28 protein-coding genes and 1 riboswitch are annotated in these 26,196 nt (G+C 47.5%); all 28 genes read left to right on the forward strand.

The window, feature by feature from the left end:
- The coding region (locus MHH93_RS26545) for a Sua5 family C-terminal domain-containing protein (protein ID WP_500056465.1) at positions 1–206 on the forward strand (206 nt) is incomplete at its 5' end.
- A gap of 203 nt (positions 207–409) precedes the next feature.
- Positions 410–970 carry a manganese efflux pump MntP gene (locus MHH93_RS26550; RefSeq protein ID WP_074092526.1) on the forward strand — a complete coding sequence of 187 codons (561 nt, stop codon included), beginning with the start codon at positions 410–412 and terminating at the stop codon, positions 968–970.
- A 58-nt stretch (positions 971–1,028) separates the two neighbouring features.
- Positions 1,029–1,601 carry a low molecular weight protein arginine phosphatase gene (locus MHH93_RS26555; RefSeq protein ID WP_500056467.1) on the forward strand — a complete coding sequence of 191 codons (573 nt, stop codon included), beginning with the start codon at positions 1,029–1,031 and terminating at the stop codon, positions 1,599–1,601.
- A 96-nt stretch (positions 1,602–1,697) separates the two neighbouring features.
- Positions 1,698–1,779: riboswitch (ZMP/ZTP riboswitch) on the forward strand.
- A 141-nt stretch (positions 1,780–1,920) separates the two neighbouring features.
- On the forward strand, positions 1,921–2,514 hold the full coding sequence (locus tag MHH93_RS26560; RefSeq protein WP_500056469.1) for a TIGR01440 family protein: 594 nt from the start codon (positions 1,921–1,923) through the stop codon (positions 2,512–2,514).
- 230 nt (positions 2,515–2,744) lie between these two features.
- Positions 2,745–3,995 carry a serine hydroxymethyltransferase gene (gene glyA / locus MHH93_RS26565; RefSeq protein WP_500056495.1) on the forward strand — a complete coding sequence of 417 codons (1,251 nt, stop codon included), beginning with the start codon at positions 2,745–2,747 and terminating at the stop codon, positions 3,993–3,995.
- A 454-nt stretch (positions 3,996–4,449) separates the two neighbouring features.
- A complete protein-coding gene (gene upp, locus MHH93_RS26570; RefSeq protein ID WP_017691929.1) occupies positions 4,450–5,079 on the forward strand; it encodes a uracil phosphoribosyltransferase in 630 nt (209 codons plus the stop codon).
- Positions 5,080–5,129: 50 nt separating this feature from the next.
- A complete protein-coding gene (wecB, locus tag MHH93_RS26575) occupies positions 5,130–6,287 on the forward strand; it encodes a non-hydrolyzing UDP-N-acetylglucosamine 2-epimerase (protein WP_500056470.1) in 1,158 nt (385 codons plus the stop codon).
- A gap of 186 nt (positions 6,288–6,473) precedes the next feature.
- Positions 6,474–6,728 (forward strand): AtpZ/AtpI family protein, encoded by a 255-nt coding sequence (locus tag MHH93_RS26580; protein ID WP_024632723.1) that lies wholly within the window; start codon positions 6,474–6,476, stop codon positions 6,726–6,728.
- The gene (locus MHH93_RS26585; protein WP_062836961.1) at positions 6,721–7,098 is read left to right on the forward strand and encodes an ATP synthase subunit I; all 378 of its coding nucleotides are present in this window, start codon (positions 6,721–6,723) and stop codon (positions 7,096–7,098) included. Before MHH93_RS26580 ends, MHH93_RS26585 begins: the two co-directional genes overlap by 8 nt.
- 45 nt (positions 7,099–7,143) lie before the next feature.
- Positions 7,144–7,962, forward strand: coding sequence for a F0F1 ATP synthase subunit A (gene atpB, locus MHH93_RS26590; protein ID WP_124116536.1), 819 nt, complete (start codon positions 7,144–7,146; stop codon positions 7,960–7,962).
- A 78-nt stretch (positions 7,963–8,040) separates the two neighbouring features.
- Complete coding sequence (gene atpE / locus MHH93_RS26595; protein ID WP_017691934.1) at positions 8,041–8,265, forward strand: F0F1 ATP synthase subunit C; 225 nt, start codon at positions 8,041–8,043, stop codon at positions 8,263–8,265.
- Between the two features lie 113 nt (positions 8,266–8,378).
- Entirely contained in the window at positions 8,379–8,867 is a 489-nt protein-coding gene (atpF, locus tag MHH93_RS26600) for a F0F1 ATP synthase subunit B (RefSeq protein WP_036612568.1), read from the forward strand.
- The gene (locus MHH93_RS26605; RefSeq protein ID WP_036612565.1) at positions 8,864–9,412 is read left to right on the forward strand and encodes a F0F1 ATP synthase subunit delta; all 549 of its coding nucleotides are present in this window, start codon (positions 8,864–8,866) and stop codon (positions 9,410–9,412) included. The genes atpF and MHH93_RS26605 overlap by 4 nt, the downstream gene beginning before the upstream one ends.
- A gap of 16 nt (positions 9,413–9,428) precedes the next feature.
- Positions 9,429–10,943, forward strand: a complete 1,515-nt coding sequence (gene atpA, locus MHH93_RS26610; protein WP_047840700.1) for a F0F1 ATP synthase subunit alpha — start codon at positions 9,429–9,431, stop codon at positions 10,941–10,943.
- Positions 10,944–11,115: 172 nt separating this feature from the next.
- Positions 11,116–11,988, forward strand: a complete 873-nt coding sequence (gene atpG, locus MHH93_RS26615; protein WP_036612560.1) for an ATP synthase F1 subunit gamma — start codon at positions 11,116–11,118, stop codon at positions 11,986–11,988.
- A 95-nt stretch (positions 11,989–12,083) separates the two neighbouring features.
- The gene (gene atpD / locus MHH93_RS26620) at positions 12,084–13,487 is read left to right on the forward strand and encodes a F0F1 ATP synthase subunit beta (RefSeq protein WP_047840699.1); all 1,404 of its coding nucleotides are present in this window, start codon (positions 12,084–12,086) and stop codon (positions 13,485–13,487) included.
- Positions 13,488–13,547: 60 nt separating this feature from the next.
- Entirely contained in the window at positions 13,548–13,952 is a 405-nt protein-coding gene (locus MHH93_RS26625) for a F0F1 ATP synthase subunit epsilon (RefSeq protein WP_264932855.1), read from the forward strand.
- Between the two features lie 606 nt (positions 13,953–14,558).
- Positions 14,559–14,816 (forward strand): DUF1146 family protein, encoded by a 258-nt coding sequence (locus MHH93_RS26630; protein WP_017691941.1) that lies wholly within the window; start codon positions 14,559–14,561, stop codon positions 14,814–14,816.
- 522 nt (positions 14,817–15,338) lie between these two features.
- Positions 15,339–16,685 carry a UDP-N-acetylglucosamine 1-carboxyvinyltransferase gene (gene murA, locus MHH93_RS26635; protein ID WP_500056497.1) on the forward strand — a complete coding sequence of 449 codons (1,347 nt, stop codon included), beginning with the start codon at positions 15,339–15,341 and terminating at the stop codon, positions 16,683–16,685.
- A 473-nt stretch (positions 16,686–17,158) separates the two neighbouring features.
- Positions 17,159–18,505, forward strand: a complete 1,347-nt coding sequence (gene spoIID / locus MHH93_RS26640) for a stage II sporulation protein D (RefSeq protein WP_500056476.1) — start codon at positions 17,159–17,161, stop codon at positions 18,503–18,505.
- A 399-nt stretch (positions 18,506–18,904) separates the two neighbouring features.
- The gene (locus tag MHH93_RS26645; RefSeq protein ID WP_253441323.1) at positions 18,905–19,645 is read left to right on the forward strand and encodes a M23 family metallopeptidase; all 741 of its coding nucleotides are present in this window, start codon (positions 18,905–18,907) and stop codon (positions 19,643–19,645) included.
- A gap of 170 nt (positions 19,646–19,815) precedes the next feature.
- Entirely contained in the window at positions 19,816–20,103 is a 288-nt protein-coding gene (gene spoIIID, locus MHH93_RS26650) for a sporulation transcriptional regulator SpoIIID (protein WP_024632710.1), read from the forward strand.
- Between the two features lie 219 nt (positions 20,104–20,322).
- The gene (locus MHH93_RS26655) at positions 20,323–21,321 is read left to right on the forward strand and encodes a rod shape-determining protein (protein WP_500056477.1); all 999 of its coding nucleotides are present in this window, start codon (positions 20,323–20,325) and stop codon (positions 21,319–21,321) included.
- Between the two features lie 102 nt (positions 21,322–21,423).
- Complete coding sequence (locus MHH93_RS26660; RefSeq protein ID WP_500056478.1) at positions 21,424–22,308, forward strand: flagellar hook-basal body protein; 885 nt, start codon at positions 21,424–21,426, stop codon at positions 22,306–22,308.
- Between the two features lie 44 nt (positions 22,309–22,352).
- The gene (locus MHH93_RS26665; RefSeq protein ID WP_500056479.1) at positions 22,353–23,192 is read left to right on the forward strand and encodes a flagellar hook-basal body protein; all 840 of its coding nucleotides are present in this window, start codon (positions 22,353–22,355) and stop codon (positions 23,190–23,192) included.
- Positions 23,193–23,204: 12 nt separating this feature from the next.
- Entirely contained in the window at positions 23,205–23,429 is a 225-nt protein-coding gene (locus MHH93_RS26670; RefSeq protein WP_017691949.1) for a DNA-directed RNA polymerase subunit beta, read from the forward strand.
- Between the two features lie 482 nt (positions 23,430–23,911).
- On the forward strand, positions 23,912–24,343 hold the full coding sequence (gene fabZ / locus MHH93_RS26675; protein ID WP_105406857.1) for a 3-hydroxyacyl-ACP dehydratase FabZ: 432 nt from the start codon (positions 23,912–23,914) through the stop codon (positions 24,341–24,343).
- Positions 24,344–24,454: 111 nt separating this feature from the next.
- Positions 24,455–26,176 carry a phospho-sugar mutase gene (locus MHH93_RS26680; protein WP_249912665.1) on the forward strand — a complete coding sequence of 574 codons (1,722 nt, stop codon included), beginning with the start codon at positions 24,455–24,457 and terminating at the stop codon, positions 26,174–26,176.
- The last annotated feature ends 20 nt before the right edge of the window (positions 26,177–26,196 follow it).

Genomic DNA, 26,196 nt, shown 5'->3' on the forward strand with positions numbered 1-26,196 from the left:
CCGTGTTCTCGCTGGGCGACGCCAGCGAGCTGGAGGAAGCAGCGCGCAGGCTATACGCCGCGCTGCGCAGTTGCGATGAGCAAGGCGCCACATATATTGTGGCTGAAGCCTGCTCACGCGAAGGGCTGGGAGCAGCCGTCATGAATCGGCTGCTCAAGGCCGCGGGGAACCAACTCATACAAGTTGGCCACCAGCAGCCCTCCTAACCTCTCCTGATCATACAGTCAGGAGAGCTACGCACTCTTTTCCAAAACAATTCATGAACCATCATATCCACGTGCACGCCAATCTAGCTTCATGCAGCATGGATATCGAGTAGATTCGTCGCCGTTTACCTTTCATCGGTCATGTTTAGGTCCTTGTCCGCATATCGTGTACAAGAACCTTTACGTGACTTGGGGGTATGGGGATGTGGGATGTGTCTGCCCATGTAGGGCAGTTGGTAACCATTTTGATCATGGCTGTTGCGCTGGGCCTCGATGCGTTCTCGCTCGGGATCGGAATAGGCATGAAGGGCATTCGGCTGAGGGATGTATTGCGAATCAGTACAGTAACGGCGCTATTTCATATCATCATGCCGCTCATCGGCATGTATATGGGAAAATACGTCAGTTCCCTGCTCGGTGACATTACGACGTATGCGGCAGGTGGATTGCTTGTTCTGCTGGGTGGTCATATGATTCTGAATGCATTCCGTGAAGGGGATACCAAGCTGGTGGACCACCGTTCCCTGCTCGGCGTTGTTTTGTTCTCCCTCAGCGTAAGTGTAGATTCATTCTCCGTTGGCGTTTCCTTAGGGATGTTTAGCAGTGATCTGATCTTGACCGTACTTGCCTTTGGTGTTTGTGGCGGGGTCATGTCGGTGATGGGTCTGCTATTAGGCCGTCGGGTGAGCCAGAATCTCGGGGATTATGGCGAAGCTATTGGTGGCGCAATCTTGCTTGCGTTTGGACTTTTGTTTATATTTTAAAATAAAACGTGAGACATCATATCATTCGCATCATATGTAAAATGGGGAGGCTAACACAATGAAACATATTTTATTCGTATGTACAGGAAATACGTGCCGCAGCCCCATGGCAGAGGGGCTTTTGCGAAAACTGGCATCGGAGCGCGGCATTCAGGTAGAGGTTCGTTCCGCAGGTGTGGCAGCTACGTCGGGTATGCCGATCTCCCGTCACGCGGAAGCGGTTTTGAGAGATCATAACGTTGAAGGTCCACCTCATTCCACACAGCTTAGCGCCAACCTGGTCGGTTGGGCCGATCTGGTTCTTACATTAACGCGGAGTCATAAGCAGCATGTCATGCAGGTATTTCCCGACTCCATCCACAAAACCTATACATTAAAAGAGTATGTGGAGGACGACGAGCAGGTATTAAGAGATGTTCAGGAGTTGGACAGCCTGTTTGCAACGCTGGAGATGAAACGCGCCCTTGGGCAAGAGATCCTGGCATCGGAGCGGGAGCGAGCCATTGAAATCAGACAACGAATTCCAAGTTTCGACATCTCCGATCCGTTTGGGGGAAGTCGTGATGATTACAATATAGCTGCAGCTGAGATTCGGACGGCATTGGACCGGCTTTTGGATAAGCTGGGTTAAATCTGATCCCGCGAGGCAGTTTATAGAAATAGGACACGTGATGTAAATTAACCGTTGATTTTAGACGCGGGTTGTTTTATGATGAAGGGGAAAACAGGGATCCGGTGTAACTGGCGACGAAGTGGGCATAACCACGATGGAGCACCGGAACAAACGGCCGGTCGCCTGGGCAAAAGAGCAATTCTGCGTTACCCGCAGACTGCTCTTTTTTTCGTCTTTCATCTGATTATTCGCTATAATAGTACCTGAGATGCCGTGCAAGAATACGAAGGACAGCCAAGAAACAGCGGGCATGATTTTATCAGGAGGCGATGATAGGATGACAATAGAGTTAGATTCAGAACAACCCGGATTACAGGAACAGACCGCATCCATTCTGCATGAACTGGCGCTTGCCGGACAGCTTGGGCCAGGACAGATCGTTGTGATCGGTACAAGCACAAGTGAAGTCGCAGGCGCGCGGATTGGTACGAATGGTGCCATTGAAGTGGCGCAACAGCTTCTTGCGGGTATACGCGAGGTGCAGGAGGAATTCGGTTTTGATACGGTATTCCAATGTTGTGAACATCTGAACCGTGCACTGGTCATGGAACGTTCTGTGCTGACTCGTCTTGGATTGACCGAGGTTGGTGCAGTACCCGTGCCCAAGGCCGGAGGTTCAATGGCATCCGCAGCATATCGTTCGCTAACCGATCCATGCCTGGCTGAACATGTGCAGGCCCATGCGGGACTGGACATTGGGGAGACCATGATTGGCATGCATCTCCGGCATGTAGCCGTACCTTTTCGTACAGCGCTCCGCTATGTTGGAGATGCGCGTGTGACCACAGCGTTGACTCGTCCGAAGTTAATTGGCGGCGAACGCGCGGTGTATCGTATGGAAGAACAACCAGATTCAACATTTTGTGACTGATATCTTCAACCAATATAAAGCTAAATTAGACTTTACACGAAAACGGAGAGTGCAACACCAATCTGAAGAAGCGAAGCGTTCGCCTTTATCCCCGGATTTTCCCCTTATTATAAGGGAGTCCAGAGAAATCCGGGGATAACAGCGATCAGAAGATGGTGATGCAATCGAAGTCAGGAATGTAACCACTGTAGTTTCGCTTTATAACTTCACTTATAACTGGGAGGAATTTAATCATGGAACAATTGCGCAAGAATGACCCGGCAGTACTGGAAGCGATGAATCTTGAACTGAAACGTCAACAGAACAACATCGAACTGATTGCATCCGAGAACATCGTAAGTGAAGCAGTAATCGAAGCATTGGGATCTGTACTGACCAACAAGTATGCTGAAGGATATCCAGGGAAACGTTACTATGGCGGTTGTGAGCATGTGGACATCGTTGAAGACATCGCGCGTGATCGTGCCAAAGAATTGTTCGGAGCAGAACACGTGAATGTTCAACCTCACTCCGGTGCACAAGCGAACATGGCAGTTTATCTTGCAGCGTTGAAACCTGGTGATACGGTACTCGGTATGAACCTTGCCCATGGTGGACACCTCACACACGGTAGCCCGGTTAACGCTTCCGGTTTGCTGTACAACTTTGTAGCATACGGCGTACAGGAAGATACATTCCTGATTGATTATGATGAAGTGCGCAAAGCGGCTTTTAAACACCGTCCTCGTCTGATCGTTGCAGGTGCAAGTGCATATCCGCGTACCATTGATTTTGAAAAGCTGGCTTCCATCGCTAATGATGTAGGTGCTTTGTTCATGGTGGATATGGCTCACATCGCAGGATTGGTTGCTGCTGGTCTGCATCCAAACCCGGTTCCACATGCGCATTTCGTAACGACAACAACACACAAAACACTTCGTGGACCTCGTGGTGGTATGATCCTGTGCCGTAAAGCATGGGCAGCAGCGATTGATAAAGCGGTATTCCCAGGTTCCCAAGGTGGCCCTCTGATGCACGTGATTGCTTCCAAAGCAGTAGCATTCGGAGAAGCTTTGCAACCAGAGTTCAAAACATATGCACAGAACGTCGTGAAAAACGCACAGGTTCTGGCTGAAACATTGATCGCTGAAGGATTGAACATCGTATCTGGTGGTACAGATAACCACTTGATGCTGATCGATACACGCAGCGTGAACATCACAGGTAAGGAAGCTGAGCATGTGCTCGATTCCATCGGTATTACCGTGAACAAAAATGCAATTCCATTCGATCCGACAAGCCCGTTTGTAACGAGCGGTATTCGAATTGGTACACCTGCGGCAACATCCCGTGGCATGAACGAAGAAGCGATGGTAGCGATCGGTAAGATCATTGCCAAAACGTTGAAAAATCCAAAAGATACAACGAAGCTGGATGAAGCTCGTGCAGAAGTGACTGCACTGACAGACCAATTCCCGCTCTATACAGATCTTAAATACTAGTATTACTAAATATTACTAAATATTACTAAAAAACATTGCTCGTGCTGTTTGTATTTGAGGGTCTCTAAAATGAAATACAAAATAACGAAGCAGACAGAATGAGGCCGTAGAAGCGAAGCGTTCGCATTTATTCCCGAATTTACACCTTTATAAGGTGATTCATAAAATTCGGGGATAACGGCGATCGAAGGAGCATTCTGGTGGCGGAGTGCCATTGTAATTATCATTTTCCTTATCTCAATGACATAACAGCAGGAGCAAAACAGGACCGGATGGATCATTTTCCGGTCCTGTTTTTTATAGGATTCGGTATTCTGTAATGATTGGGTGCCCTTTGATGGTGTAATTCGTTGTTGGTGATGATATAATATACAGGATTTATCGAGCCCATGAATGGTGGCTAGGTATATTTGGAAATGCTGAACATGAAGAACTTACCGGAGGGACAAATTAAATGGGAAAATTAGTAATATGTGATCACCCTTTGATTCAACACAAACTGACGTTTATACGCGACATGCGTACGAATACGAAAGATTTTCGTGAATTGGTGGATGAAGTAGCAACGTTGATGGCTTATGAGATTACAAGAGATGTTGAACTGGAAACGATTGATGTACAGACACCTGTAGCTGCAACACAAGGTAAAGTCATCTCCGGACGTATGCTCGGACTGGTGCCGATTCTGCGTGCAGGACTCGGAATGCTGGATGGCGTTGTGAAATTGCTGCCAGCGGCAAAAGTTGGACATGTTGGTTTGTTCCGTGACCCGGAAACACTGCAACCGGTAGAATACTACACCAAACTGCCTACAGACGTAACAGAGCGTCAATTGATTGTAATCGATCCGATGCTGGCAACAGGCGGTTCGGCAATTGCAGCTATTGATGTGCTCAAAAAACGTGGCTGTACCCAAATCAAAATGATGAACCTGGTGGCAGCACCTGAAGGCGTAAAAGCGGTGCAGGATGCACATCCCGATGTGGACATCTATGTAGCAGCATTGGACGACCGTCTGGATGATCATGGTTATATCGTTCCAGGACTCGGAGATGCAGGAGACCGTCTATACGGCACTAAATAAGCATATCTCATGCTTGTAATCGGAACTTATAGAAAAGGGGCTTTGCTCGAATGTCCAAGAAAATTAAAGTCATGACGATCTTCGGGGTGCGTCCAGAAGCCATCAAGATGGCTCCTCTTATTTTGGAATTGCAAAAACACCCTGAGTCTATTGAATCTATTGTTTGCGTAACTGCGCAGCATCGCCAGATGTTGGATCAGGTACTTGAAGTTTTCGACATTCATCCCGATTATGATCTGGATGTAATGAAAGACCGCCAGACATTGAATGAGATTACAATTCGCGTTCTTGGTGGACTGGAACCCGTGTTAGCAGAAGCTAAGCCGGATATTGTACTGGTTCACGGAGATACATTGACTACCTTTGTAGCGAGTTACGCAGCATTCCTGCAACAGATTCAGGTAGGGCATGTGGAAGCAGGACTTCGGACGTGGAACAAGCTTTCTCCATATCCGGAAGAGATGAACCGTCAACTGACGGGAGTACTGGCTGATCTGCACTTTGCGCCTACAGACTGGTCTTCTTCCAATCTTGCCAAAGAAAATAAATCAGAGTCTAGTACGTATGTCACAGGCAACACGGTAACAGATGTGTTTCAATATACAGTACGGGAGGACTACACACACCCGGTACTTGATTGGGCCCAAGGCAAACGCCTTGTGCTGATGACAGCTCATCGCCGTGAATCTCAAGGCGAGCCTCACCGCAACATTTTCCAGGCCGTCAAACGGATTGCCGACGAATTTGAAGATATTGCCATCGTGTACCCGGTGCATCCAAGTCCTGCTGTGAAGGAGCCGGCTCACGCGATCTTGGGGAATCATCCCCGTATTCAATTAATTGATCCACTAGACGTGGTGGATTTGCATAACTTTTACCCGCATACTCACTTGATTTTGACCGATTCAGGCGGTTTGCAGGAAGAAGCGCCTTCGTTTGGCGTGCCTGTGCTCGTATTGCGCGATACAACAGAACGCCCGGAAGGTATTGAAGCCGGAACGCTGGAATTGGTAGGTACGGAAGAGGAACGTGTATATGAACGGACCAAAGCTATGCTTACAGACAAAACACTGTATGCAAGCATGAGTCAGGCTGCTAATCCATACGGTGATGGACATGCTTCGGAAAGAATTGTCAATGCGATTTTGCACCATTTTGGTGTAAATAGTGAGCGTCCGGAATCATTTCACAGAAAATTCAAAAAATAATACAATTTTTCTGACGGATTTATAAAGGGCATAGCATACAGTTAAACTGTACGGTTTACGCGGGTTTATGGGCTTTGATGGTCTGTATTCCCGTCGTTTTCCCCTTTAAAACGCTAAAATCATTCAATTGACAAAGGCTCTCATCATTCAGTAAAATTAACTGGGATTGCAAGGGTGGCGTGGAAAATGGCCGATTCGAACAAACCGAATTCATCCCGTAACCATGACGATAATGTATGGAAAGCGATGGGGCTCGTGACAGCTTTTGGGATCGAGATTGCCATTCTCGCTGTTGCCGGATATTACGCTGGCTCCTGGTTGGACAAGACCATCGGAGGTAACGGAATATGGATCGCCGTAAGCGTTCTCTTTTTTCTTGCGGCAGGCGGTGTAAGCATCTACTTTATCGCGAAAAAATTCATGGGGGAAAGTGATGAGTGAACTAACCAGATACCGCAGATCGATGACTGTTTTCATCATGTACTTTCTTATGATTTGTTTTCTCGCAGCGGCCTTTATGCCACGTGTGGAGACAATTGCTTTGGGACTCGCCCTGGGTACAGGAATTAGCTGGATCAATGCATTTTACTTGGGCTACAAAGTAAGGAAAATGTCTGATGATGCGGCAGAAGGTAACTTGAAGCGTGTGAACCTGGGATTTTTGACAAGAGCGGCACTCGCTGTGCTCGGTATATTCATATCGATGCGCTTTCCGCAGTACTTCAATACATATGCGGTTGCAGGCGGTCTCGTCATTGCACAATTTTCCTTACTGATTATAGGGATTGTCCATTCCCGCAGAGCAGAATGAAGTTAAGGGCTGCAGCTTTCAAGTCGAGAAAGGGGTGAGAAAAATATGCATGAAGCTCCAATTATTATGCTTGGCGGATTTCGACTGGATCTATCGGTTCTGTTGATGCTGGTTGTTACAGGTGCAATTGTTTTTATTTTTGCTGTACTGGCAACACGGAGATTATCCGTTGAAAATCCCGGCAAGCTGCAAAATTTTATGGAGTGGGCAGTAGAATTCGTCCGCAATCTGATTTCCAGCACAATGGATATGAAGAAAGGTAAACATTTTATCTCTCTCGCTCTTTCCATGATTATGTTCATTTTTGTAGGGAATATGCTAGGTCTTCCGCTCGTAGCTGTATCTGAGGTAACAGATGTTAATCAGGCACAGGTATTCGGTAAACCGATTGTTACAGCGGTGGAGGCGTTTGAAGAAGCGCATGCCAAGGATCCTGAAGCACACCCGCACGTTGAACTGGCTTGGTGGAAATCACCGACAGCCGACTTGTCTGTAACGATGGGACTCGCTCTCGTAGCGTTCCTTGTATCTCATGGACTAGGATTGTTCCGCAACACAAAAGGGTATCTCCAGCATTACCTTAAGCCATTCGCCTTGTTCTTGCCAATCAACTTGATTGAGACGGCATCCAAGCTTTTGACACACGGTATGCGTCTATTCGCGAATATCTTCGCGGGTGAGGTACTGATTGCAACGATCCTGAAACTGACCACATTCAAAGTGTTTGGTGCTATCGCAGCAATTCCGCTGTTAATGGTGTGGCAAGGCTTCAGTATCTTTATCGGCGCGATCCAGGCATTTGTGTTTGTTATCTTGATGATGGTGTACATTTCACAGAGCATCGAGACGCACGACGAGCATTAAGTTTCAAGCCCTACGAAGAATTCTTCACCAGGCTGAACAATAAAAAATTCGATTTATCATTTTAAGGAGGATATACAAATGGGAGCAATGGCATTAATCGCAGCAGCAATTGTTGCAGGACTGGGCGCGTTTGGCGCAGGTATTGGTAACGGTATGGTAATCAGCAAAACGGTGGAAGGTATTGCCCGTCAACCGGAAGCAAAATCCACTCTTCAAACAACAATGTTTATCGGTGTAGGTTTGATCGAGGTATTGCCGATCATCGGTGTGGTACTCGCGTTCATGTTCTACGGTATGGCTTAATTAAATTTTAAAGGTTTGGCGGGGAAGGCCATAGCCATCCGCGCCTTCTTTTTAGGTAATGTCCGTTCTAACGGATGACGTTTTAAGGATACCTCCAGGAAGGAGTGAACAGATTGAGTTTCATATGGGAAAATACGCTTCTTGCGATTGTTGCATTTGCAATTTTATACTGGCTGCTTAGCCGTTATGCCTTCGGGCCTTTGTTCTCCATTATGGAAAAACGTCGTGAACTCGTGATGACGCAGATGAATGAGGCTGCACAGACTCGGGAACAGGCCATTGCCTATGTGGAGGAACAAAAACAAGCTCTTGAGCAAGCACGTCAAGATGCTTACGACATTATTGAACAGTCCAAACAAACGGGTGGCAAACAAGCTGAATCGATTTTGGCTGATGCGAAAGCTGAAGCTAATCGTCTGAAAGACGATGCAGTACGCGAAATCGAGAGCGAGAAGAACAAAGCAGTCGCAGCACTTCGCAGCGAACTGGGTACAGCTTCCGTTCAGATTGCATCCAAATTGATCAAAAAAGAAGTTGAGAACGGTCCTGCACAAGAAGAGCTTGTGAACCAATACCTCAATGAGGTAGGAGGCCGACAATGAGCCGCGATACGATTGTTGCCAAGCGTTATGCGAAAGCATTGTTCGAAGTTGCTCTTCAGCAACAGCAGGTGCTTGAGGTTGAACAGGAACTGGTTGCAGTAGTCAGTGCATTGACCGGAGATGCAGATATCGAGAAATTTATCGTATCCCCTAATATTTCTGATGAAGCCAAACAGAACGTGATTCACTCAAGTCTTGATGGCAAGGTATCCGATTCAGTCCTTCGTACAGTCTTGCTGTTGATTGAGCGCGGACGCGTTGAATTGCTGGGAGACTTGCTGAATGATTATCGGAAGATCCAAGGTGAGTCGCTGGGCATCGCTGATGCACGTGTCTACTCAACTTATGCGTTGAATGATGAAGAAAAAGAAGCGGTAGCCCGTGAATTCGGTGGCCGTGTGAATAAAAAGATTCGTATCGAGAACATTGTTGATCCGACTCTGCTGGGCGGATTGAAAGTCGCCATTGGCGATACGATCTATGACGGCAGCTTGGCTGGCAAGCTCGAACGTCTTGAGCAGTCTTTTAACAGACGAGTACAGTAGATTGGGGTGAGGACACTTGAGTATCAAACCAGAAGAAATCAGTACATTAATTAAGAGCCAAATCGAACAATACAAGACCGATATCGATGTAGTCGAAGTCGGAACGGTAATCGAGGTTGGTGATGGTATCGCTCGTGTTTACGGACTTGAGAACGTCATGTCCAACGAGTTGGTTGAATTCCCAAGCGGTGTTATGGGACTCGCCATGAACGTGGAAGAGAGCAATGTCGGTGTCGTTATCCTGGGACCTTACTACGATATTCGTGAAGGTGACCAAGTGAAACGTACGGGCCAAATCATGCAAGTGCCTGTAGGCGAAGCATTGATTGGACGCGTTGTGAACCCGCTCGGTATTCCAGTGGATGGCAAAGGGCCAATCGCTACAACGGAATTCCGTCCGGTTGAAGGTAAAGCACCAGGCGTAATGGATCGTAAATCGGTTCATGAGCCGATGCAAACAGGGATCAAAGCCATTGATGCCATGGTTCCAATCGGTCGTGGACAACGTGAGTTGATCATCGGTGACCGTCAAACCGGTAAAACATCCATCGCAATTGATGCGATCCTGAACCAAAAAGGTAGCGGCATGAAGTGTATCTATGTGGCTATTGGTCAGAAACAATCTACGGTTGCTCAAGTTGTGGAAACTCTTCGTCGTAAAGGCGCAATGGAGTACACTATTGTTGTAACTGCAGCAGCTTCTGATCCATCACCACTCTTGTACATCGCACCGTATTCCGGTTGTTCGATGGGTGAGTACTTTATGTACAAAGGCGAGCACGTTCTAGTTATCTATGATGACTTGACCAAACAAGCCTCTGCATACCGTGAGCTTTCCTTGTTGCTTCGTCGTCCACCGGGCCGTGAGGCATATCCGGGTGACGTCTTCTACCTGCACTCCCGTTTGCTGGAGCGTGCTGCGAAGCTGAATGATGAACTGGGTGGTGGTTCTTTAACCGCACTGCCGTTTATTGAAACACAAGCTTCCGACGTATCTGCATACATCCCAACGAACGTAATCTCCATTACGGACGGACAAATCTTCCTGGAAGCTGACTTGTTCAATGCTGGACAACGCCCGGCGATCAACGTAGGTATTTCCGTATCCCGTGTCGGTGGTTCTGCTCAGATCAAAGCGATGAAAAAGGTTGCAGGTTCCCTGCGTCTCGACCTCGCTCAATATCGTGAGCTTCAAGCGTTCTCCCAGTTCGGTTCCGATCTGGATAAAGCGACTCAGGCCCGCCTGAATCGTGGTGCGCGTATGATGGAAATCCTGAAGCAAGGTGTTAACCAGCCACTGCCTGTAGAACAACAGGTTGTCAGCTTGTACACTGCGGTTAAAGGATTCCTGGATGAGATTCCAACAGGTGATGTTACTCGTTTTGAGCGTGAGTTCCTCGCGTTCATGGAGAGCAGTCATCCGGAGATTCTTGCATCCATCCGTGATACTAAAGAATTGACTGCAGACAATGAAAATGCACTGAAAGGTGCAATTGAGAAGTTCAGAAAGAGCTTTGCTGTCTCTGTCTAAATAAATGATATGCAGGTGCGGAGTTGTCTAACCGATTCCGCATGTCTGCATGTAAAACTTTGACTCTGTCAAAAAAAGATGATGCTTACGATGTAGTTTTGACCTTGTCAAAACTAGTGGTGATGCTTACGAAGTAACTTTGACTCCGTCAAAGTTTTGAGGTGGTGAAATCATGGCAAAAGGCATGCGCGAAATTAAGCGGCAAATTAAAAGCGTACAAAGCACCAAGCAGATCACCAAAGCAATGGAGATGGTAGCTGCTGCAAAACTGCGTAAAGCGCAGGAAAAAGCGGAAGCAGCCCGTCCTTATTCGGAGAAACTGAAAGAAGTTGTAGCGAGTATTGCATCAAGCACGCAAGGCATACAGCATCCGATGCTGGAGAGCCGTCCGGTCAAAAAGACAGCTTACCTGATCATTACATCGGACCGTGGTCTTGCAGGTGGATACAATGCGAACGTTTTGCGTCAGGTAAATCAGACGCTCAAAGAGCGCCACAACTCCCAGGATGATTACGAATTGTTCGTCATTGGACGTAAAGGACGCGATTACTTCAGACGTCGTGAAATTGCGATGGCATCCACAACAACGGATCTGTCGGATTCGCCTTCATTTGCAGACATCAAATCCATCGCACACGAAGCTGTTCATGGGTTTGAACTGGCTGAATTTGATGAATTGTACATTTGTTATAACCGCTTTGTGAATGCGTTGACCCAGATTCCTACGGTAGAAAAACTTCTTCCGATGGAAACACCTGAGGTAACTGCTGCGGAAGGACCAACGGCGAGCTACGAATACGAGCCGTCTGCTGAGGCTGTACTGGAGGTTTTGCTTCCGCGTTACGCGGAAACGCTGATCTATGGTGCACTTCTGAACGGTAAGGCAAGTGAGCTGGGCGCGAAAATGACGGCAATGGGTAATGCAACCAAAAATGCATCCAAACTCATTAATGACTTGTCATTGACCTATAACCGTGCCCGTCAAGCGGCGATTACGCAGGAGATTACGGAAATTGTGGCAGGTGCCAACGCAGCACAAGGCTAACCGTTTTTTTATTAATGAAGGCTTGCAGAGCAAAGATAAACGAACGGTACATTATTTTTGCAAAAGTAGCAGGCTTGTAGGAGGGGAACGTTAAGATGAACAAAGGACGCGTTGTGAGCATCATGGGTCCGGTTGTTGACGTCGAGTTTGATCGCGGCGGTCTGCCGGAAATCCTCAATGCCATTACGATCACTACAGTAAGTGAGAGCGGCGTTAGTGTAAACCTTACACTCGAAGCTTCGAAACATCTGGGTGACAACCGAGTACGTTGTATTGCGATGTCCTCCACGGATGGACTTGTTCGTGGTATGGAAGCTTTAGATACAGGAGCACCAATCTCTGTACCCGTCGGAGAAGCAACACTGGGTCGTGTATTTAACGTACTCGGTGAAGCAATTGATACTGGCGGTGCCGTAGCTGCTGAGCACAAAAACCCGATTCACCGTTCAGCACCTGCATTTGATGAACTGACTACCCAAGCAGAGATGCTGGAGACAGGAATCAAAGTTATCGACTTGCTTGCTCCTTACGCTAAAGGTGGTAAAATCGGCCTCTTCGGTGGTGCCGGTGTAGGTAAGACGGTAACGATTCAGGAATTGATCAACAACATCGCACAAGAGCACGGCGGTATCTCCGTATTCGCGGGTGTTGGTGAGCGTACACGTGAAGGTAATGACTTGTATCACGAGATGAGTGATTCCGGCGTTATCAACAAAACAGCAATGGTCTTCGGACAAATGAACGAGCCTCCAGGCGCACGTCTTCGTGTAGCCCTCACAGGTCTGACGATGGCGGAATACTTCCGTGATGAAGAAGGCCGTGACGTGTTGCTCTTTATCGATAACATCTTCCGTTTCACCCAAGCGGGTTCAGAAGTATCTGCCTTGCTTGGACGTATGCCTTCCGCAGTAGGTTACCAACCTACGCTGGCAACAGAAATGGGTCAACTGCAAGAACGTATCACTTCAACGAAAAAAGGTTCTGTAACATCCATCCAGGCCATCTACGTGCCTGCGGATGACTACACTGACCCGGCTCCTGCAACGACGTTTGCCCACTTGGATGCAACGACGAACCTGGAGCGTAAAATTTCCGAGATGGGTATCTACCCTGCGGTAGATCCGCTGGCATCCAGCTCCCGGATCTTGTCCCCTGAAGTTGTAGGTGAAGAACACTACAGCGTAGCTCAAGGCGTTAAACGTATCTTGGCGCGTTACAATGAATTGCAAGATATCATTGCGATCCTTGGTATGGACGAGTTGAGTGAGGAAGACAGAGCGCTTGTATACCGCGCTCGTAAAATCCAACGTTTCTTGTCCCAGCCTTTCCACGTTGCTGAAGCATTTAACGGTATTCCAGGTAAATACGTTCCGGTTAAAGAAACGGTGCGCAGCTTTAAAGAGATTCTCGAAGGTAAGTATGATGATCTTCCGGAAGCAGCTTTCCTCTTTGTTGGTACAATTGAAGAGGCAGTGGAGAAAGCCAAAACACTGGTTTAGTCTGAATCCAGGATTGTCCTTATGTGGGCTATCCTTCGGATAGTTTCAGGAGGGATGGAATTGAGCACCTTTTTGTTGGAAATTGTAACACCCGAGCGTCTGGTATATTCAGAACAAGTGGATAGCATTACGGCTCGTGGTATTGAAGGGGAACTAGGCATTCTGCCTGGTCATATTCCTATGGTTACACCTTTGCAGATTGCACCAATCTATATTCGTAACGGAAAAGAAAATAAACAAGTTGCTATCGGCGGCGGGTTTATCGAAGTACGTAAAGATAAGGTTGTTGTACTCGCAGAGAGTGCTGAATTCCCGGAAAGCATTGATGTGGATCGTGCGCGTGCGGCGAAAGAGCGGGCAGAACGTCGGCTTGCAAGCCAAAGCAATCAGGATCATTTTGATCACCGTCGTGCAGAGATTGCGCTGCAAAAAGCGGTTAACCGGATTAATGTATTTGGCAAATAAACGATTCTTGGAAGCCCGGCGGTTTAATCTGCCGGGCTTTTTTGAGTTTGATTGATAGAATGGTTTGATCGAATATATCAAAATGGCTGATCACAAATTCCCTCATGTCCCTTCAGTAAACAGAAGTATTTTAAGCAATTATTCACCGATTATGAGGATTTGAATAGAATGTAGGACTAAAGTAATGGGCGCATTTACCACTAAGAGAACCATTTTTTTCATGAGTAAATTAAAATTATTTCCGAGGAAATGACAGAATCGATATCGAAATAGCGCTCTTTTATGTCGTTTTAGTCACAAAATCCCGACAGTTTAAAATTAAAATATTTTAGAAGTGGAAATCAATGTAATTGACAATGTATGATGAAAGAGCCTATATTCCATAGAGTCAGCAGAAGCAGGAAGCTGCGTAGTAGATTCCATAGTCATGCACTGTCGGATTGTTGCTGCTCGCTCTTTGGGCATCAGGAGATTCCTGCCTGGCAGGAGTAAAACTGACAGTACGATCAGCATGTTGTGATTAAGGCATTCCAGTATACTAACAAGTTATGGGTGCCAGGCATATGATATGCTGACCGCTGCAACAAATGTGGAGGTAAAGAGTATATGGATACTGATCTGACGAATCAGGTGAACCAGGCGTTAAGTACCAATGGCTTGGTTTCGATCATCGTCTCCCTTTTATGTATTGCGTTGTCTTGGTGGGCTTTGACAAATCTCAAATTGGATTTAATTATCAGACAGCCACGAGGTGCTCAAGGAAGACTGTTACATTTGTTGCTCGCCATTATTTTGGGGCATGCCGTTGCTGGCTTTGTCATTGACTACTTGTCTTGGACTCAAATGTTGCGTAATTTGTTTTAATGTTGAGATGGTTGGTTAATCATCTGTTAGGCCCTTGAAGGAGCTCATTGTCGAATAACATCGATTAATTGTGTTAACAATTAGAGTATGAGTTGTCGGTAAAGAAATTAAGAAAAAAGTGTGACGTAAAATTGGATGAATTTGAGATGTTTTATGTAAAAAATGCTTGTATCGTACAAATCAACAATGTTATGATGGAAGTTAGGGAATTCACAATTGTTCACTTATTTTGTAGTTATAAACGGGATATCCGGTTCATACCGGCTAATAACCATCCCACTCTGTCTGTTCTGTTGCTCTGCTGGCTTGTAAACACTAATTTTACATGCTGAATAGCAAGATGCACGACACATGGTATCATTGATATGAACTATAAAAACCAATTCTTTTCTGAACAGACATCTGTGGCAATATGCCAGAATATGTCGAAATTCCACACACAGCAACAGTCCTTTCTACACACAGTGGGGCTTACGTATTCCGGAATGAAGAAAAGGGAATAAAAGCGCGGAGGGAACCATGATGAGCAAATTTATCGTCCGCGGTGGCAAAAGGTTGACCGGAAGTGTCAAAGTTAGCGGCGCTAAAAATTCTGTTCTTCCGATCATCGCTGCCTCTCTCTTAGGGGAAGAAGGACAAAGCGTTATTATTGACGCGCCTCCTCTAGACGATGTGATGACGATTAACAAGGTGTTGGAATCGCTGGGAGCGGGAGTTACATACCGGGACGAAGTGATTACCGTAAATGCGGAGAAACTTACTTCCTGTGAAGCCCCGTATGAATGGGTTAGTAAAATGCGGGCGTCTTTCCTGGTCATGGGGCCTTTGTTGACGCGAATGGGTCATACAAGAATCTCACTTCCTGGTGGATGTGCCATCGGTACACGACCTATTGATCAGCATTTGAAAGGTTTTGAAGCCATGGGCGCAGAGATCAGCTTGGGCCAAGGTTATATCGAAGCTCGTAGCCAAGGACGGTTGCGTGGCGCGAAAATTTATCTGGATGTGGCTTCCGTAGGTGCCACTCAAAATATTATGATGGCTGCAACATTGGCCGAAGGTGTAACTGTTCTGGAGAATGCGGCCAAAGAACCTGAGATTGTAGATCTTGCCAACTTCCTGAATGGAATGGGTGCCATTGTACGTGGTGCTGGTACTGGAGTGATCCGCATTGAAGGTGTGGAGAAACTGTCAGGCGTTACACACACGGTCATTCCGGATCGGGTAGAAGCTGGTACGTACATGGCTGCTGCTGCAATTTCTGGTGGTGACGTGTACATTGAAGGTGCAATCTCTGATCACCTAGGCTCCGTTATCGCGAAGCTTGAAGAGATGGGTGTAACGATCCAACCGGATGAGAATGGCGTGCGTGTAATCGCAGATCGTCCTCTTAAGGCTGTGGATGTGAAAACATTACCATACCCAGGATTCCCGACAGATATGCAATCCCAGATGATGGCGCTTTTGCTCGCATCTGAAGGAACCAGTGTCGTGACAGAGACTGTTTTTGAAAACCGATTCATGCATGTGGATGAATTCCAATTGATGAATGCGGAGATCAAAGTTGAAGGACGCTCGTCCATCATCACAGGTAATGCCAAACTGAAGGGTGCCAAAGTAACGGCTACCGATTTGCGTGCGGGTGCCGCACTCATTATTGCAGGTCTTGTTGCTGAAGGTACAACGGAAGTGGGCGGTACTCATCACATTGACCGTGGCTATGTACATCTCGCTGAGAAGCTTAACGGACTTGGTGCTGACATCTATCGGATCTCGGTTGATGAGCCTAAGTTGGAAGCAACCAAAGCACCTAGTGAAAAAGTGGAGAAAGAAGTACCGATGTTTAAGGTGCAACCAACTCTGGCTTAACACTGGATTGAAACAAAAGAATACTGTTCAGTAGTATTGAGAAGTTCCACGGTTGTGTGAATTACAAATGCGATGGAACCTTATTGTAAAAAGTGATAAAGCTAAGCCATCAGGCTTGGCTTTTTTTGTGTTTATTTTGAAGAAAGACGGACGTAATGTTTGATACCTGATTCTATTAATAGCTGGTCCTAATTTATATAACATACCATCGTATTCTGTACCAACTCTGAACCAATTGAAAGAGCATCCTGATTATAAGGGGACGTTTCAAGATACACACTTCTATCCCGCGACAGATCAACGTTTTTAAGATGTACACAGCAAAATAAAGTGGGACAGGGAACGGATTGAAAAGGGACTCGTTTCTCTTAAATTAGGTTCTATCAGATCGAGCTATCTCATACCCTAAACTATGGATTTGAACAACACGACCGGCACATGACCGGCCATAGACAACGGAGGGTTGTAGTCGAATGAAAGAAGCTCGTATACAGGTAAAAGTACCGCTTGTCCCCCGTCCAGGTATGCAAGAGCCTGAGGAGAATGCCGTATCTGGAGTGGAAAAAGACAAGCCTGCCCCATTGAAACTGAGGGCTGTTTCACCACAGCCTGCAAGATTATCAACTCCAGAACGGGTGTCGACAGATGAACTGAACCAGCAGGCTACCGAGCATATTCATATACCTGTTATTGAGCTGGACGAATTCCGCCGTGTAAAGCGTCGCCGAATGCGGACATTTGGACGAAAACCCCGATGGGGGAGGGGGCGGAACTCTACACGATGGCAACCTGCTGCTGCTGTATCTGCCCTATTGGCAATGGCTCTGCTGATTCCGGTAATTCTGGTATGGCCGCGGACTAGCGAATCATCAAAGCCGATCCCTGCTCCAACAGATGTCAGTACTACAAGAACCCCAGCTCCTGCACCAACCGTTCCTGTTACCTACCCCGAACCCCAAGTTCGCGTCTACCTGTCTGCAACGGGGACAACGATGAATCTGCCACTGGAAGAGTATGTTACCGGAGTGGTGGCAGCTGAGATGCCAGCGGAATTCAGGCTGGAAGCGTTAAAGGCACAGGCGATCGCAGCTCGCACATTTATTGTGCGGAGACTTGCTGCGAGTGATACAAGTGGTGTTCCATCAGGTGCGGCGGATGTGACGGATACGGTAAGCCATCAGGTATTTATTCCGCCAGATCAGGTGAAATCGGAATGGACTCGTCTGGGAAAGGCGAAGGAATGGGAGAAGCTGCAACAGGCTGTACGTGAAAGTCGAGATACGGTGATGACATATCAGGGCAAGGCGATCACCGCATCCTTTTTTTCCACAAGTAATGGGTATACCGAGAATGCAGAGGATGTATGGGGTAACGCTGTGCCGTATCTGCAAAGTGTAGACAGTCCCTGGGATAAAAGCCTGGCACCAGGCTATAAGCAGACCGTTACCATGAAACGTAATGAGATTCTGCAGAAGCTGAACCTGGATGCCATTCCGGTTACTACCCAGAAGAGTGGATCGTGGATGGAAGTATTGTCTACAACCAAAGGACATCGAATTAAGGAAATGCAAATCGCAGGTGAAACATTCAGCGGTCCAGAGGTTCGCAAGCTGCTTGGATTAAGATCCAGCCAGTTCAGTTGGAAGACTACGGGTGACGAGGTCCAGATTACAACGTATGGATACGGGCATGGGGTTGGCATGAGCCAATGGGGAGCAAATGGCATGGCACAGGAGGGACACACGGCCACCCAGATTCTCAAACACTACTATACCGGCATCTCATTCGGACAGGCATCCAAGATGCTTGCATCGCAGTAGGAGAGATGAACAGACAACCAAGACTTCTCTACCAACCACCTATTCCGGAGCTTTAGAGAGAGCTTTAGAGATTCGGCTATATATGCGGAGAGTGCTAACGTATGGAGAGCGCAGGGGACAGAAAAGACCTGAAGAAACGAAGTTGAAAGCTTTCTGAAAGAAAGCTGCATCGGAAGCATTAACTTGCCTTTACTACCGGATTTCACCTTTGAAGAAGGTGATAGAAGAAATCCGGTAGTAACCAGCGGTCGAAAGGTTTTCTGGCCCCGAAGCGGCGCACATACTAATCACTCCCCCACACACATATATAGCACTCTTTGAAACCTTCGTGAAAATAATTAGAGTCGCGCGTGTATAAAAGAGTTGCACCCGGTAACACTTGTTACTGAGGTGATCAAGATGAATGAACAAAACAAAAAAACAGTCCAAGAAGAAACTCCTAAAACAACTCAAGGAGTACCGGCTAGCCAGCCCTCTTCATGGAAAAGAGCAATGTCCAAACGCTGGGTCTTCCCGGCAGCCTACATCGCAGCAGCAGGCATTATACTAACCTTAGTGTGGGTCTATCAGGGAACAGGCGACAAAGCTATGAACCCGGACTCTGCTAGCGGGGTAGTAGAAACAGGTGCATCGGCGGGTACAGAAGGAACAGCAGCAGGCGGAGAAGAAGAAAGTGTGGAAGTTGTTGCCAAGTCGGAGAATTTTGTATGGCCGGTAGCGGTACCGTCCGAAATTTCGGTAGTGAAACCTTTCTATGACAGCGAAGCTTCAACCGAGGAACATGAAGCGGCAATGGTGCAGTACAATGATACATTTATCCCGAACACGGGTGTGGATCTGGCACGTGGGGATAACAAAACGTTTGAAGTCAAAGCAGCACTTGCCGGTAAAGTTACCCGGGTTGAGCAGAATCCGCTCACAGGTCAGGTTGTGGAAATTACACACAGCGATAACCTGAAGACGGTATACCAAAGCTTGGCAGACGTCAAAGTGAAACAGGACGACGAAGTGAAACAGGGAGATGCGATCGCATCCGCTGGCGTCAATGAACTGGGTAAAACGCTCGGCAACCACCTTCACTTTGAAGTGTACGAAGACGGACAGCCGGTTAACCCGCAAGGATATCTTCCGGAAAAATAAATGATTTTTACCGCAGCAACATGACGGGCAGAGGGTTGAACCTCTGCTCTTTTTGTGCTTTTCAGAAAATAATGGGACCTTCGAAGCTTGTCACACCTCTAAACCGCGAATATATAGGCATGCTCCTCATATAATGTACCAAACTATCCACACAGTAGGGAGGCGGGAGCGTGCACGATTACATCAAGGAACGGACCATCAAAATTGGTCGCTGCATTGTTGAGACGAGGAATACGGTCCGTACCATAGCCAAAGAATTCGGCGTGTCAAAGAGTACTGTGCATAAGGATCTGACGGAGCGTCTGCCGGAAATCAACCCTGATCTTGCTGACCAGGTGAAACACATTTTGGAGTATCACAAGTCCATCCGCCATTTGCGGGGCGGGGAAGCGACCAAAATTAAATACAAAAAAACGAGTGGCAAGAAACGTGAGGTGTTGGCTTCCGCCAAATCGTAAGCATCTTCTTGAAGACATAGGCCAAAAAGCTCACACATGCATTGAATCCCTCCCCTGAAGTATGATATGTTAAAAGCTGGTACAGGATCGAATTATGACATCTTATCAGCCCGATTTTTACATATATATGTTGCACTTTGTCGAACGAGCGGTGACGTGATAAGGGACTCTTTTTCACAGGATACGCTGACCAAATAATATCACTTTGGGGGCTCTTTTATGTTTAGCAAGGATATCGGTATTGATCTTGGCACGGCCAACGTGCTTATTCACGTGAAAGGAAGTGGGGTTGTCCTCGATGAACCTTCCGTCGTGACCATTGAAAGCGATACGAAGCGTGTCCTTGCTGTTGGGGAAGAAGCGCGTCGTATGGTGGGGCGTACTCCAGGTAACATTGTTGCCATTAGACCGCTGCGAGACGGCGTTATTGCGGACTTCGAGATTACGGAAGCAATGCTCAGACATTTCATTAATCGTGTGGGTGCAAGAAGCTGGTACAGCCATCCGCGAATTCTGATCTGTGCACCAACGAACATTACTTCTGTAGAGCAGAAGGCCATCCGCGAGGCGGCAGAACGCAGCGGTGCCAAAGAAGTGTTTCTGGAAGAAGAGCCGAAAGCGGCAGCGATCGGTGCAGGCATGGATATTTTTCAGCCGAGCGGCAATATGGTCGTGGATATCGGCGGCGGCACGACTAACGTTGCAGTCCTTTCTATGGGCGACGTGGTCACCGCCTCTTCTATTAAAGTCGCAGGGGACAAGTTCGACGAAGCTATTACCAAGTTTATTAAAGCCAAGTACAAGCTTATGATCGGTGAACGGACCGCTGAAGATATCAAAATTGCGATTGGTTCCGTACATCCGGGTGGGCGTCAAACGGAGATGGACATTCGCGGACGTGATATGGTATCCGGTCTGCCTGTTACCGTAACGGTATCGGGAAATGAAGTACAGGAAGCGCTTTGGGATTCCGTGCAATCCATCATTGTGGCAGCCAAATCGGTATTGGAGCGTACACCGCCTGAATTGTCAGCGGACATTATCGACCGTGGTGTTGTATTGACTGGTGGGGGTGCATTGCTGAACGGACTGGACGAGCTTTTGTCCAATGAATTACATGTACCGGTATGGGTTGCGGAAGATCCAATGCACTGTGTTGTGAAGGGGACGGGCATTATGCTTAATAATTTGGATCAGGTGGTTAAGAAAAAGTTCTAATCTGCCGATATAAAAAGCAAAGGTTCGCCATGCTCGGAAAGCAGAACGGACAAGCAGCCAACCTGCAATGCAGGTCAAGCGCTTGAGGAGAGGGGTTAATACATGTTAAGAGGTCTGTACACCGCTACTGCGGGAATGATTACGCAACAACGCCGCCATGACACAGCAACACAGAATATCGTAAATATGAACACCACGGGATACAAACAAGTGAACAGCGTAAGCCGTTCCTTCCCGGAAATGCTCATTACCTTGGTAGGCGGAGATGCGAATCTCCCGACAAAGCGGCTGGGCAAGCTGAACACGGGGGTGTTCGCGGAAGAGAGTTTGTCCATGAATTTGCAGGGGACCATTATGGAGACTGGGCAGAAAAATGATTTTTCCATTTCATCCAATATGACGGTCAATGATCCGCAGACTGGACAACCTGTCCCGTTTGACGTATCAGGTAAATTTGTACGGGCCGATGGCACGGTTACTTACCAGCCTCAGGCGTATTTTACAGTTCAGGATGCGGAGGGTAACACCGGATATACACGTGATGGTCACTTCGAGATTACAGGAACGGGACAATTGTTGAGTTCGACAGGTTCACAAGTGTTGGATAATAATGGACAACCTGTCGTGTTGACAGGTTCAGTAGAGCAATTTAAAGTGGATGAGCAAGGCCGTTTGGTGGATGCAGCAACGGGTGCACCGACAGGGGTTACTCTCGGTATTAGTGTCATTGACCAGCCGAATCAACTGGTTCGTCAAGGGGATGGCAATTTCAGTCTGAGTGATGAAAATGGGGCAACTGCCCGGATGATGGCTGCGGGTGATAATGTGCAGATCCGTCAGGGGTACCTGGAAGGCTCGAATGTCGATGCTTCACAGGCAACGGTTGATATGAACGCCGCATACCGTGCGTATGAAGCGAATCAGAAGGTCGTACAGTTTTACGACCGCAGTCTGGATAAAGCCGTCAATGAAGTCGGGCGTGTATAACGCCGACGTTAAAATATAACCGCACAGCGGGAGGGTAACCACCGATGAATAATTCCATGATTAGTGCCAAGGTTTCCATGACTGCCATACAGCAGCGTCTGGATGTCATTTCCGATAATATTGCCAACGTGAATACGGCAGGCTATAAAAGCAAACAAGCGGCCTTCGAGGATGTGCTGACCCGGGTTCAACAACAACCGGACAAGTACAAACTGGATGGACGCTCCACACCGATGGGATATAACCTCGGTTTTGGTGCTCGATTGGCGGATGTGACGAAAGATATGTCTCAAGGCCCCTTGAACGAGACAGGCCTTCCAACCGATCTCGCCATTGAGGGGAATGCCATGTTTGCCGTTGAAGCGAATGGGGAGAAAATGTGGACACGTCAGGGTGCATTTCATTTTGTACCTGATACAAGACCGAAGCCTACTCCGAATTCACCAGATATGATGGTAATGGTCAATGGCGAAGGCCACTTTGCCTTGGATCGTCTGGGCAACCGTATTACGGCACCGAATAATAGCAAAGTTGCTTTTGATGAAAATGGCAACCTGTTAATCCGACGCGGTAATGAGGCAAACGCCACCATTGGAGCACAACTTCAAGTCGTAGACATCGAACGCCCTGAGGGGCTGGTACAGTATGCGGACAACCTGTTCGGACTGGATGCGGGATTGACCGAGGATGATGTATTTGGTGCCAACGCGGCGACACGCCAAGCGGTTGCCATGATTCGTCCGGGTTTCCTGGAGCAATCCAATGTGGATCTGACTCAGGAGATGTCTTTGCTTATGCAAGGACAGCGGACCTATCAGCTGGCGGCGAAGGCACTAACTTCGAGTGACTCCATGATGGGTCTTGCCAACACTATGAGAGCGTAAAAGGTGAATGTGATGACAGAAACACAGCAGCAGAACAGTAAGCCGGAGAAGAAGGAAGTCAAGAAGAAGAAGAGTGGATGGCGCATCGCAAGATGGTTCCTGGTTCCGGTCCTGCTTGTTCTTGCCCTTGCTGGCGGAATGGTAGCTGGCTATGTGGTACTGGGCAAACAGGATATTGGATCCGTATGGCAATGGAGTACATGGGAACATGTATATAATCTGGTGTTCGCTCCATAATGTAACGAGATAAGCGAAAACTCCTGCGCAGGCAGGAGTTTTCTTTTTGACGTTGAAAACAGTATAATGATGGATGACGTTTGACGTCAAAAGAGGCCTCCCCTGCGAAAGACATTCGTCATCGCGAAGAGAGACCCCTTATCTTAACCTTCACTACTGCAGTCATGAAGGATATAACTAGTGTTAACCGAAAATATGCTTTCCATACAAAATTTAAAATTAAAAAACCTTTATATGAGGTTCGATTTGGTCATAATTAAGTTTCATGCCGCACCGAAGTAAGTGGAGGGAACGGAATCGTTCGAAAGAAGCGAAGCGCTCGCCTTTGTTTCCTAATGTTATCCATCTGAAAAATATTTCAGAAACATTAGGAAACAACAGCGATCAGAAGAACGATCCGTGACCGTAACGCACGCCTGTGCGCCCATGAAAACTTTATGATGAAGAACGCTCATATAAACATCCCGAGAGGAGATTACACTGTGCTCGATATCAAACAGATTCAAGAAATTATCCCGCACCGTCCGCCGTTCCTGTTGGTGGACAGAATTTTGGAGATGGAAGATGGCAAACGTGCGGTTGGTTTGAAAAATGTAACAATTAATGAACCATTCTTTATCGGTCATTTCCCTGAGTATCCGGTAATGCCGGGTGTTTTGATCACCGAAGCATTGGCTCAGGTTGGTGCAGCGGCTATGTTGAACCTGGAAGCGAATAAAGGCAAAATCGGCTTTTTGGCAGGACTGGACAACTTCCGATTCCGTGGACAAGTTGTGCCTGGAGATACGTTGATCCTGGAAGTGGAGATTACACGCCTGAAGGGTTCGATTGGTAAAGGTAAAGCAACCGCCCGTGTAGACGACAAAGTGGTCGCTGAAGGCGAGATTATGTTTGCACTGTCTGACCCAAGCTGATTACATACGTGAGCACTGACATCGTGCAGGAACGTAGACGGACCGAATGATGCAAGATGCTAAAGTAACTCAGCACACCTGAATTTATATAGACGGAAGGGGTTTATCGGAATGGAACAGTTAAGCACAGCAGCAGCAGAGACGTTGCAGCAATGGTTGGAGGATGCTTCGATTGATGAAGCAACGAAACAGGAGCTTCGTGACTTGCAGGATCAGCCGAAAGAGCTGGAGGAACGTTTTTACAGAAACCTGGAGTTTGGTACAGGGGGATTGCGTGGAGTCATTGGTGCCGGAAGCAACCGGATGAACCGTTACACTGTAGGTCGGGCAACGCAAGGATTCGCGCGGTATTTGCTTGAGCAGCATGGTGACCAAGAAGGCAAACCTTCTGTGGTCATTGCTCATGATTCCCGTCATTTCTCACCTGAATTCACACTGGATGCTGCGCTTGTTCTGGCTGGAAACGGCATTGTAGCCAAGCTGTTCCCATCCCTGCGTTCAACTCCGGAGTTGTCATTCGCGGTGCGTCATCAGAAGGCAACTGGAGGAATTGTTGTAACAGCGAGTCATAACCCACCGGAATACAATGGATACAAAGTGTACAATCATGAGGGCGGTCAATTGGTACCGGATGAAGCGGAAAAAGTCATTCAGTACATCCAGGAAGTGCCTTCCCTTGCTGACGTGAAGAAGCTGACGCAAGAAGAAGCAGAAGCTCAAGGGCTCCTGATCTGGCTGGGTGAAGACCAAGACCAAGCGTTCGTGGATACCGTGGCAAGCCGTAGCCTGAGCCGCGAACTGATCCAATCCGGCATTGGCCGTGATTTCAAAATCGTATACACACCGCTGCACGGAACAGGTAACATCCCTGTACGTCGTGTACTGGAGCAGATCGGTTTCGAGCAGGTGCACATTGTAGCTGAACAGGAACAGCCGGATGCTGAGTTCTCTACCGTGAAATCGCCTAACCCGGAAGAACGCGAAGCGTTTACGCTTGCAATGAAGCTGGGAGAATCCGTGGGCGCTGACATTCTGATCGGAACAGATCCGGATGCAGACCGTATGGGTGCTGTCGTGAAAGACAACGATGGCAAATATTTCGTCTTGTCCGGTAACCAATCTGGTGCCATTATGGTACATTACCTGCTCAGTCGCTTGCAAGAGACAGGTACACTGCCAAGCAATGGTGCCGTTGTCAAAACGATCGTAACCAGTGAGATGGGTGCTGTCATTGCTGAACATTACGGTGCAGAAGTGATGAACACACTGACAGGCTTCAAATATATTGGTGAAAAAATGAACCAGTTCGAAGCAACAGGCAGTCATACATTCTTGTTCGGATATGAAGAGAGTTATGGCTACCTTTCAGGCAACTATGCCCGTGACAAGGATGCTGTCCTTGCCTCGATGCTGATTGCTGAAGCAGCTGCGTATTATAAGAGTCAAGGCAAGACCCTCTATGATGTCTTGCAAGAGCTTTACAACCAGTTCGGATACTTCTTGGAGAAGCTGGAATCCCGTACGCTGAAAGGTAAAGACGGCGTAGCTCAGATTCAGGCCAAAATGACGGACTGGCGTTCCAATCCGCCACAAGAAGTAGCGGGAATTGCTGTACAGGATGTACTGGACTATTCTCTTGGTCTGGACGGTCTTCCGAAGGAGAACGTATTGAAGTTCATTTTGGCAGACGGTTCATGGTTCTGCTTGCGTCCTTCAGGAACAGAACCGAAGATCAAAGTATACTTCGCCGTTCGTGGAGAGAGTTTGGAAGATGCGGAAAGCCGGATCGAGCGTCTGGTGACTACCGTAATGTCGCGTGTAGACGCACAATAATACGAATGCAACAATGAGCA

Origin of the sequence: Priestia sp. FSL H7-0729, from assembly GCF_038005685.1 — a bacterium.
Classification (GTDB): Bacteria; Bacillota; Bacilli; order Paenibacillales; family Paenibacillaceae; genus Paenibacillus.

What these genes read in the sequence shown, in the direction of transcription:
- MHH93_RS26550 (WP_074092526.1), top strand. Translation starts at nt 410, where the DNA reads ATGTGGGATGTGTCTGCCCATGTAGGGCAGTTGGTAACCATTTTGATC.
- MHH93_RS26555 (WP_500056467.1), top strand. Translation starts at nt 1,029, where the DNA reads ATGAAACATATTTTATTCGTATGTACAGGAAATACGTGCCGCAGCCCC.
- MHH93_RS26560 (WP_500056469.1), top strand. Translation starts at nt 1,921, where the DNA reads ATGACAATAGAGTTAGATTCAGAACAACCCGGATTACAGGAACAGACC.
- upp (WP_017691929.1), top strand. Translation starts at nt 4,450, where the DNA reads ATGGGAAAATTAGTAATATGTGATCACCCTTTGATTCAACACAAACTG.
- wecB (WP_500056470.1), top strand. Translation starts at nt 5,130, where the DNA reads ATGTCCAAGAAAATTAAAGTCATGACGATCTTCGGGGTGCGTCCAGAA.
- MHH93_RS26580 (WP_024632723.1), top strand. Translation starts at nt 6,474, where the DNA reads ATGGCCGATTCGAACAAACCGAATTCATCCCGTAACCATGACGATAAT.
- MHH93_RS26585 (WP_062836961.1), top strand. Translation starts at nt 6,721, where the DNA reads ATGAGTGAACTAACCAGATACCGCAGATCGATGACTGTTTTCATCATG.
- atpB (WP_124116536.1), top strand. Translation starts at nt 7,144, where the DNA reads ATGCATGAAGCTCCAATTATTATGCTTGGCGGATTTCGACTGGATCTA.
- atpE (WP_017691934.1), top strand. Translation starts at nt 8,041, where the DNA reads ATGGGAGCAATGGCATTAATCGCAGCAGCAATTGTTGCAGGACTGGGC.
- MHH93_RS26605 (WP_036612565.1), top strand. Translation starts at nt 8,864, where the DNA reads ATGAGCCGCGATACGATTGTTGCCAAGCGTTATGCGAAAGCATTGTTC.
- atpG (WP_036612560.1), top strand. Translation starts at nt 11,116, where the DNA reads ATGGCAAAAGGCATGCGCGAAATTAAGCGGCAAATTAAAAGCGTACAA.
- atpD (WP_047840699.1), top strand. Translation starts at nt 12,084, where the DNA reads ATGAACAAAGGACGCGTTGTGAGCATCATGGGTCCGGTTGTTGACGTC.
- MHH93_RS26630 (WP_017691941.1), top strand. Translation starts at nt 14,559, where the DNA reads ATGGATACTGATCTGACGAATCAGGTGAACCAGGCGTTAAGTACCAAT.
- murA (WP_500056497.1), top strand. Translation starts at nt 15,339, where the DNA reads ATGAGCAAATTTATCGTCCGCGGTGGCAAAAGGTTGACCGGAAGTGTC.
- spoIID (WP_500056476.1), top strand. Translation starts at nt 17,159, where the DNA reads ATGAAAGAAGCTCGTATACAGGTAAAAGTACCGCTTGTCCCCCGTCCA.
- MHH93_RS26645 (WP_253441323.1), top strand. Translation starts at nt 18,905, where the DNA reads ATGAATGAACAAAACAAAAAAACAGTCCAAGAAGAAACTCCTAAAACA.
- MHH93_RS26655 (WP_500056477.1), top strand. Translation starts at nt 20,323, where the DNA reads ATGTTTAGCAAGGATATCGGTATTGATCTTGGCACGGCCAACGTGCTT.
- MHH93_RS26660 (WP_500056478.1), top strand. Translation starts at nt 21,424, where the DNA reads ATGTTAAGAGGTCTGTACACCGCTACTGCGGGAATGATTACGCAACAA.
- MHH93_RS26665 (WP_500056479.1), top strand. Translation starts at nt 22,353, where the DNA reads ATGAATAATTCCATGATTAGTGCCAAGGTTTCCATGACTGCCATACAG.
- MHH93_RS26670 (WP_017691949.1), top strand. Translation starts at nt 23,205, where the DNA reads ATGACAGAAACACAGCAGCAGAACAGTAAGCCGGAGAAGAAGGAAGTC.
- MHH93_RS26680 (WP_249912665.1), top strand. Translation starts at nt 24,455, where the DNA reads ATGGAACAGTTAAGCACAGCAGCAGCAGAGACGTTGCAGCAATGGTTG.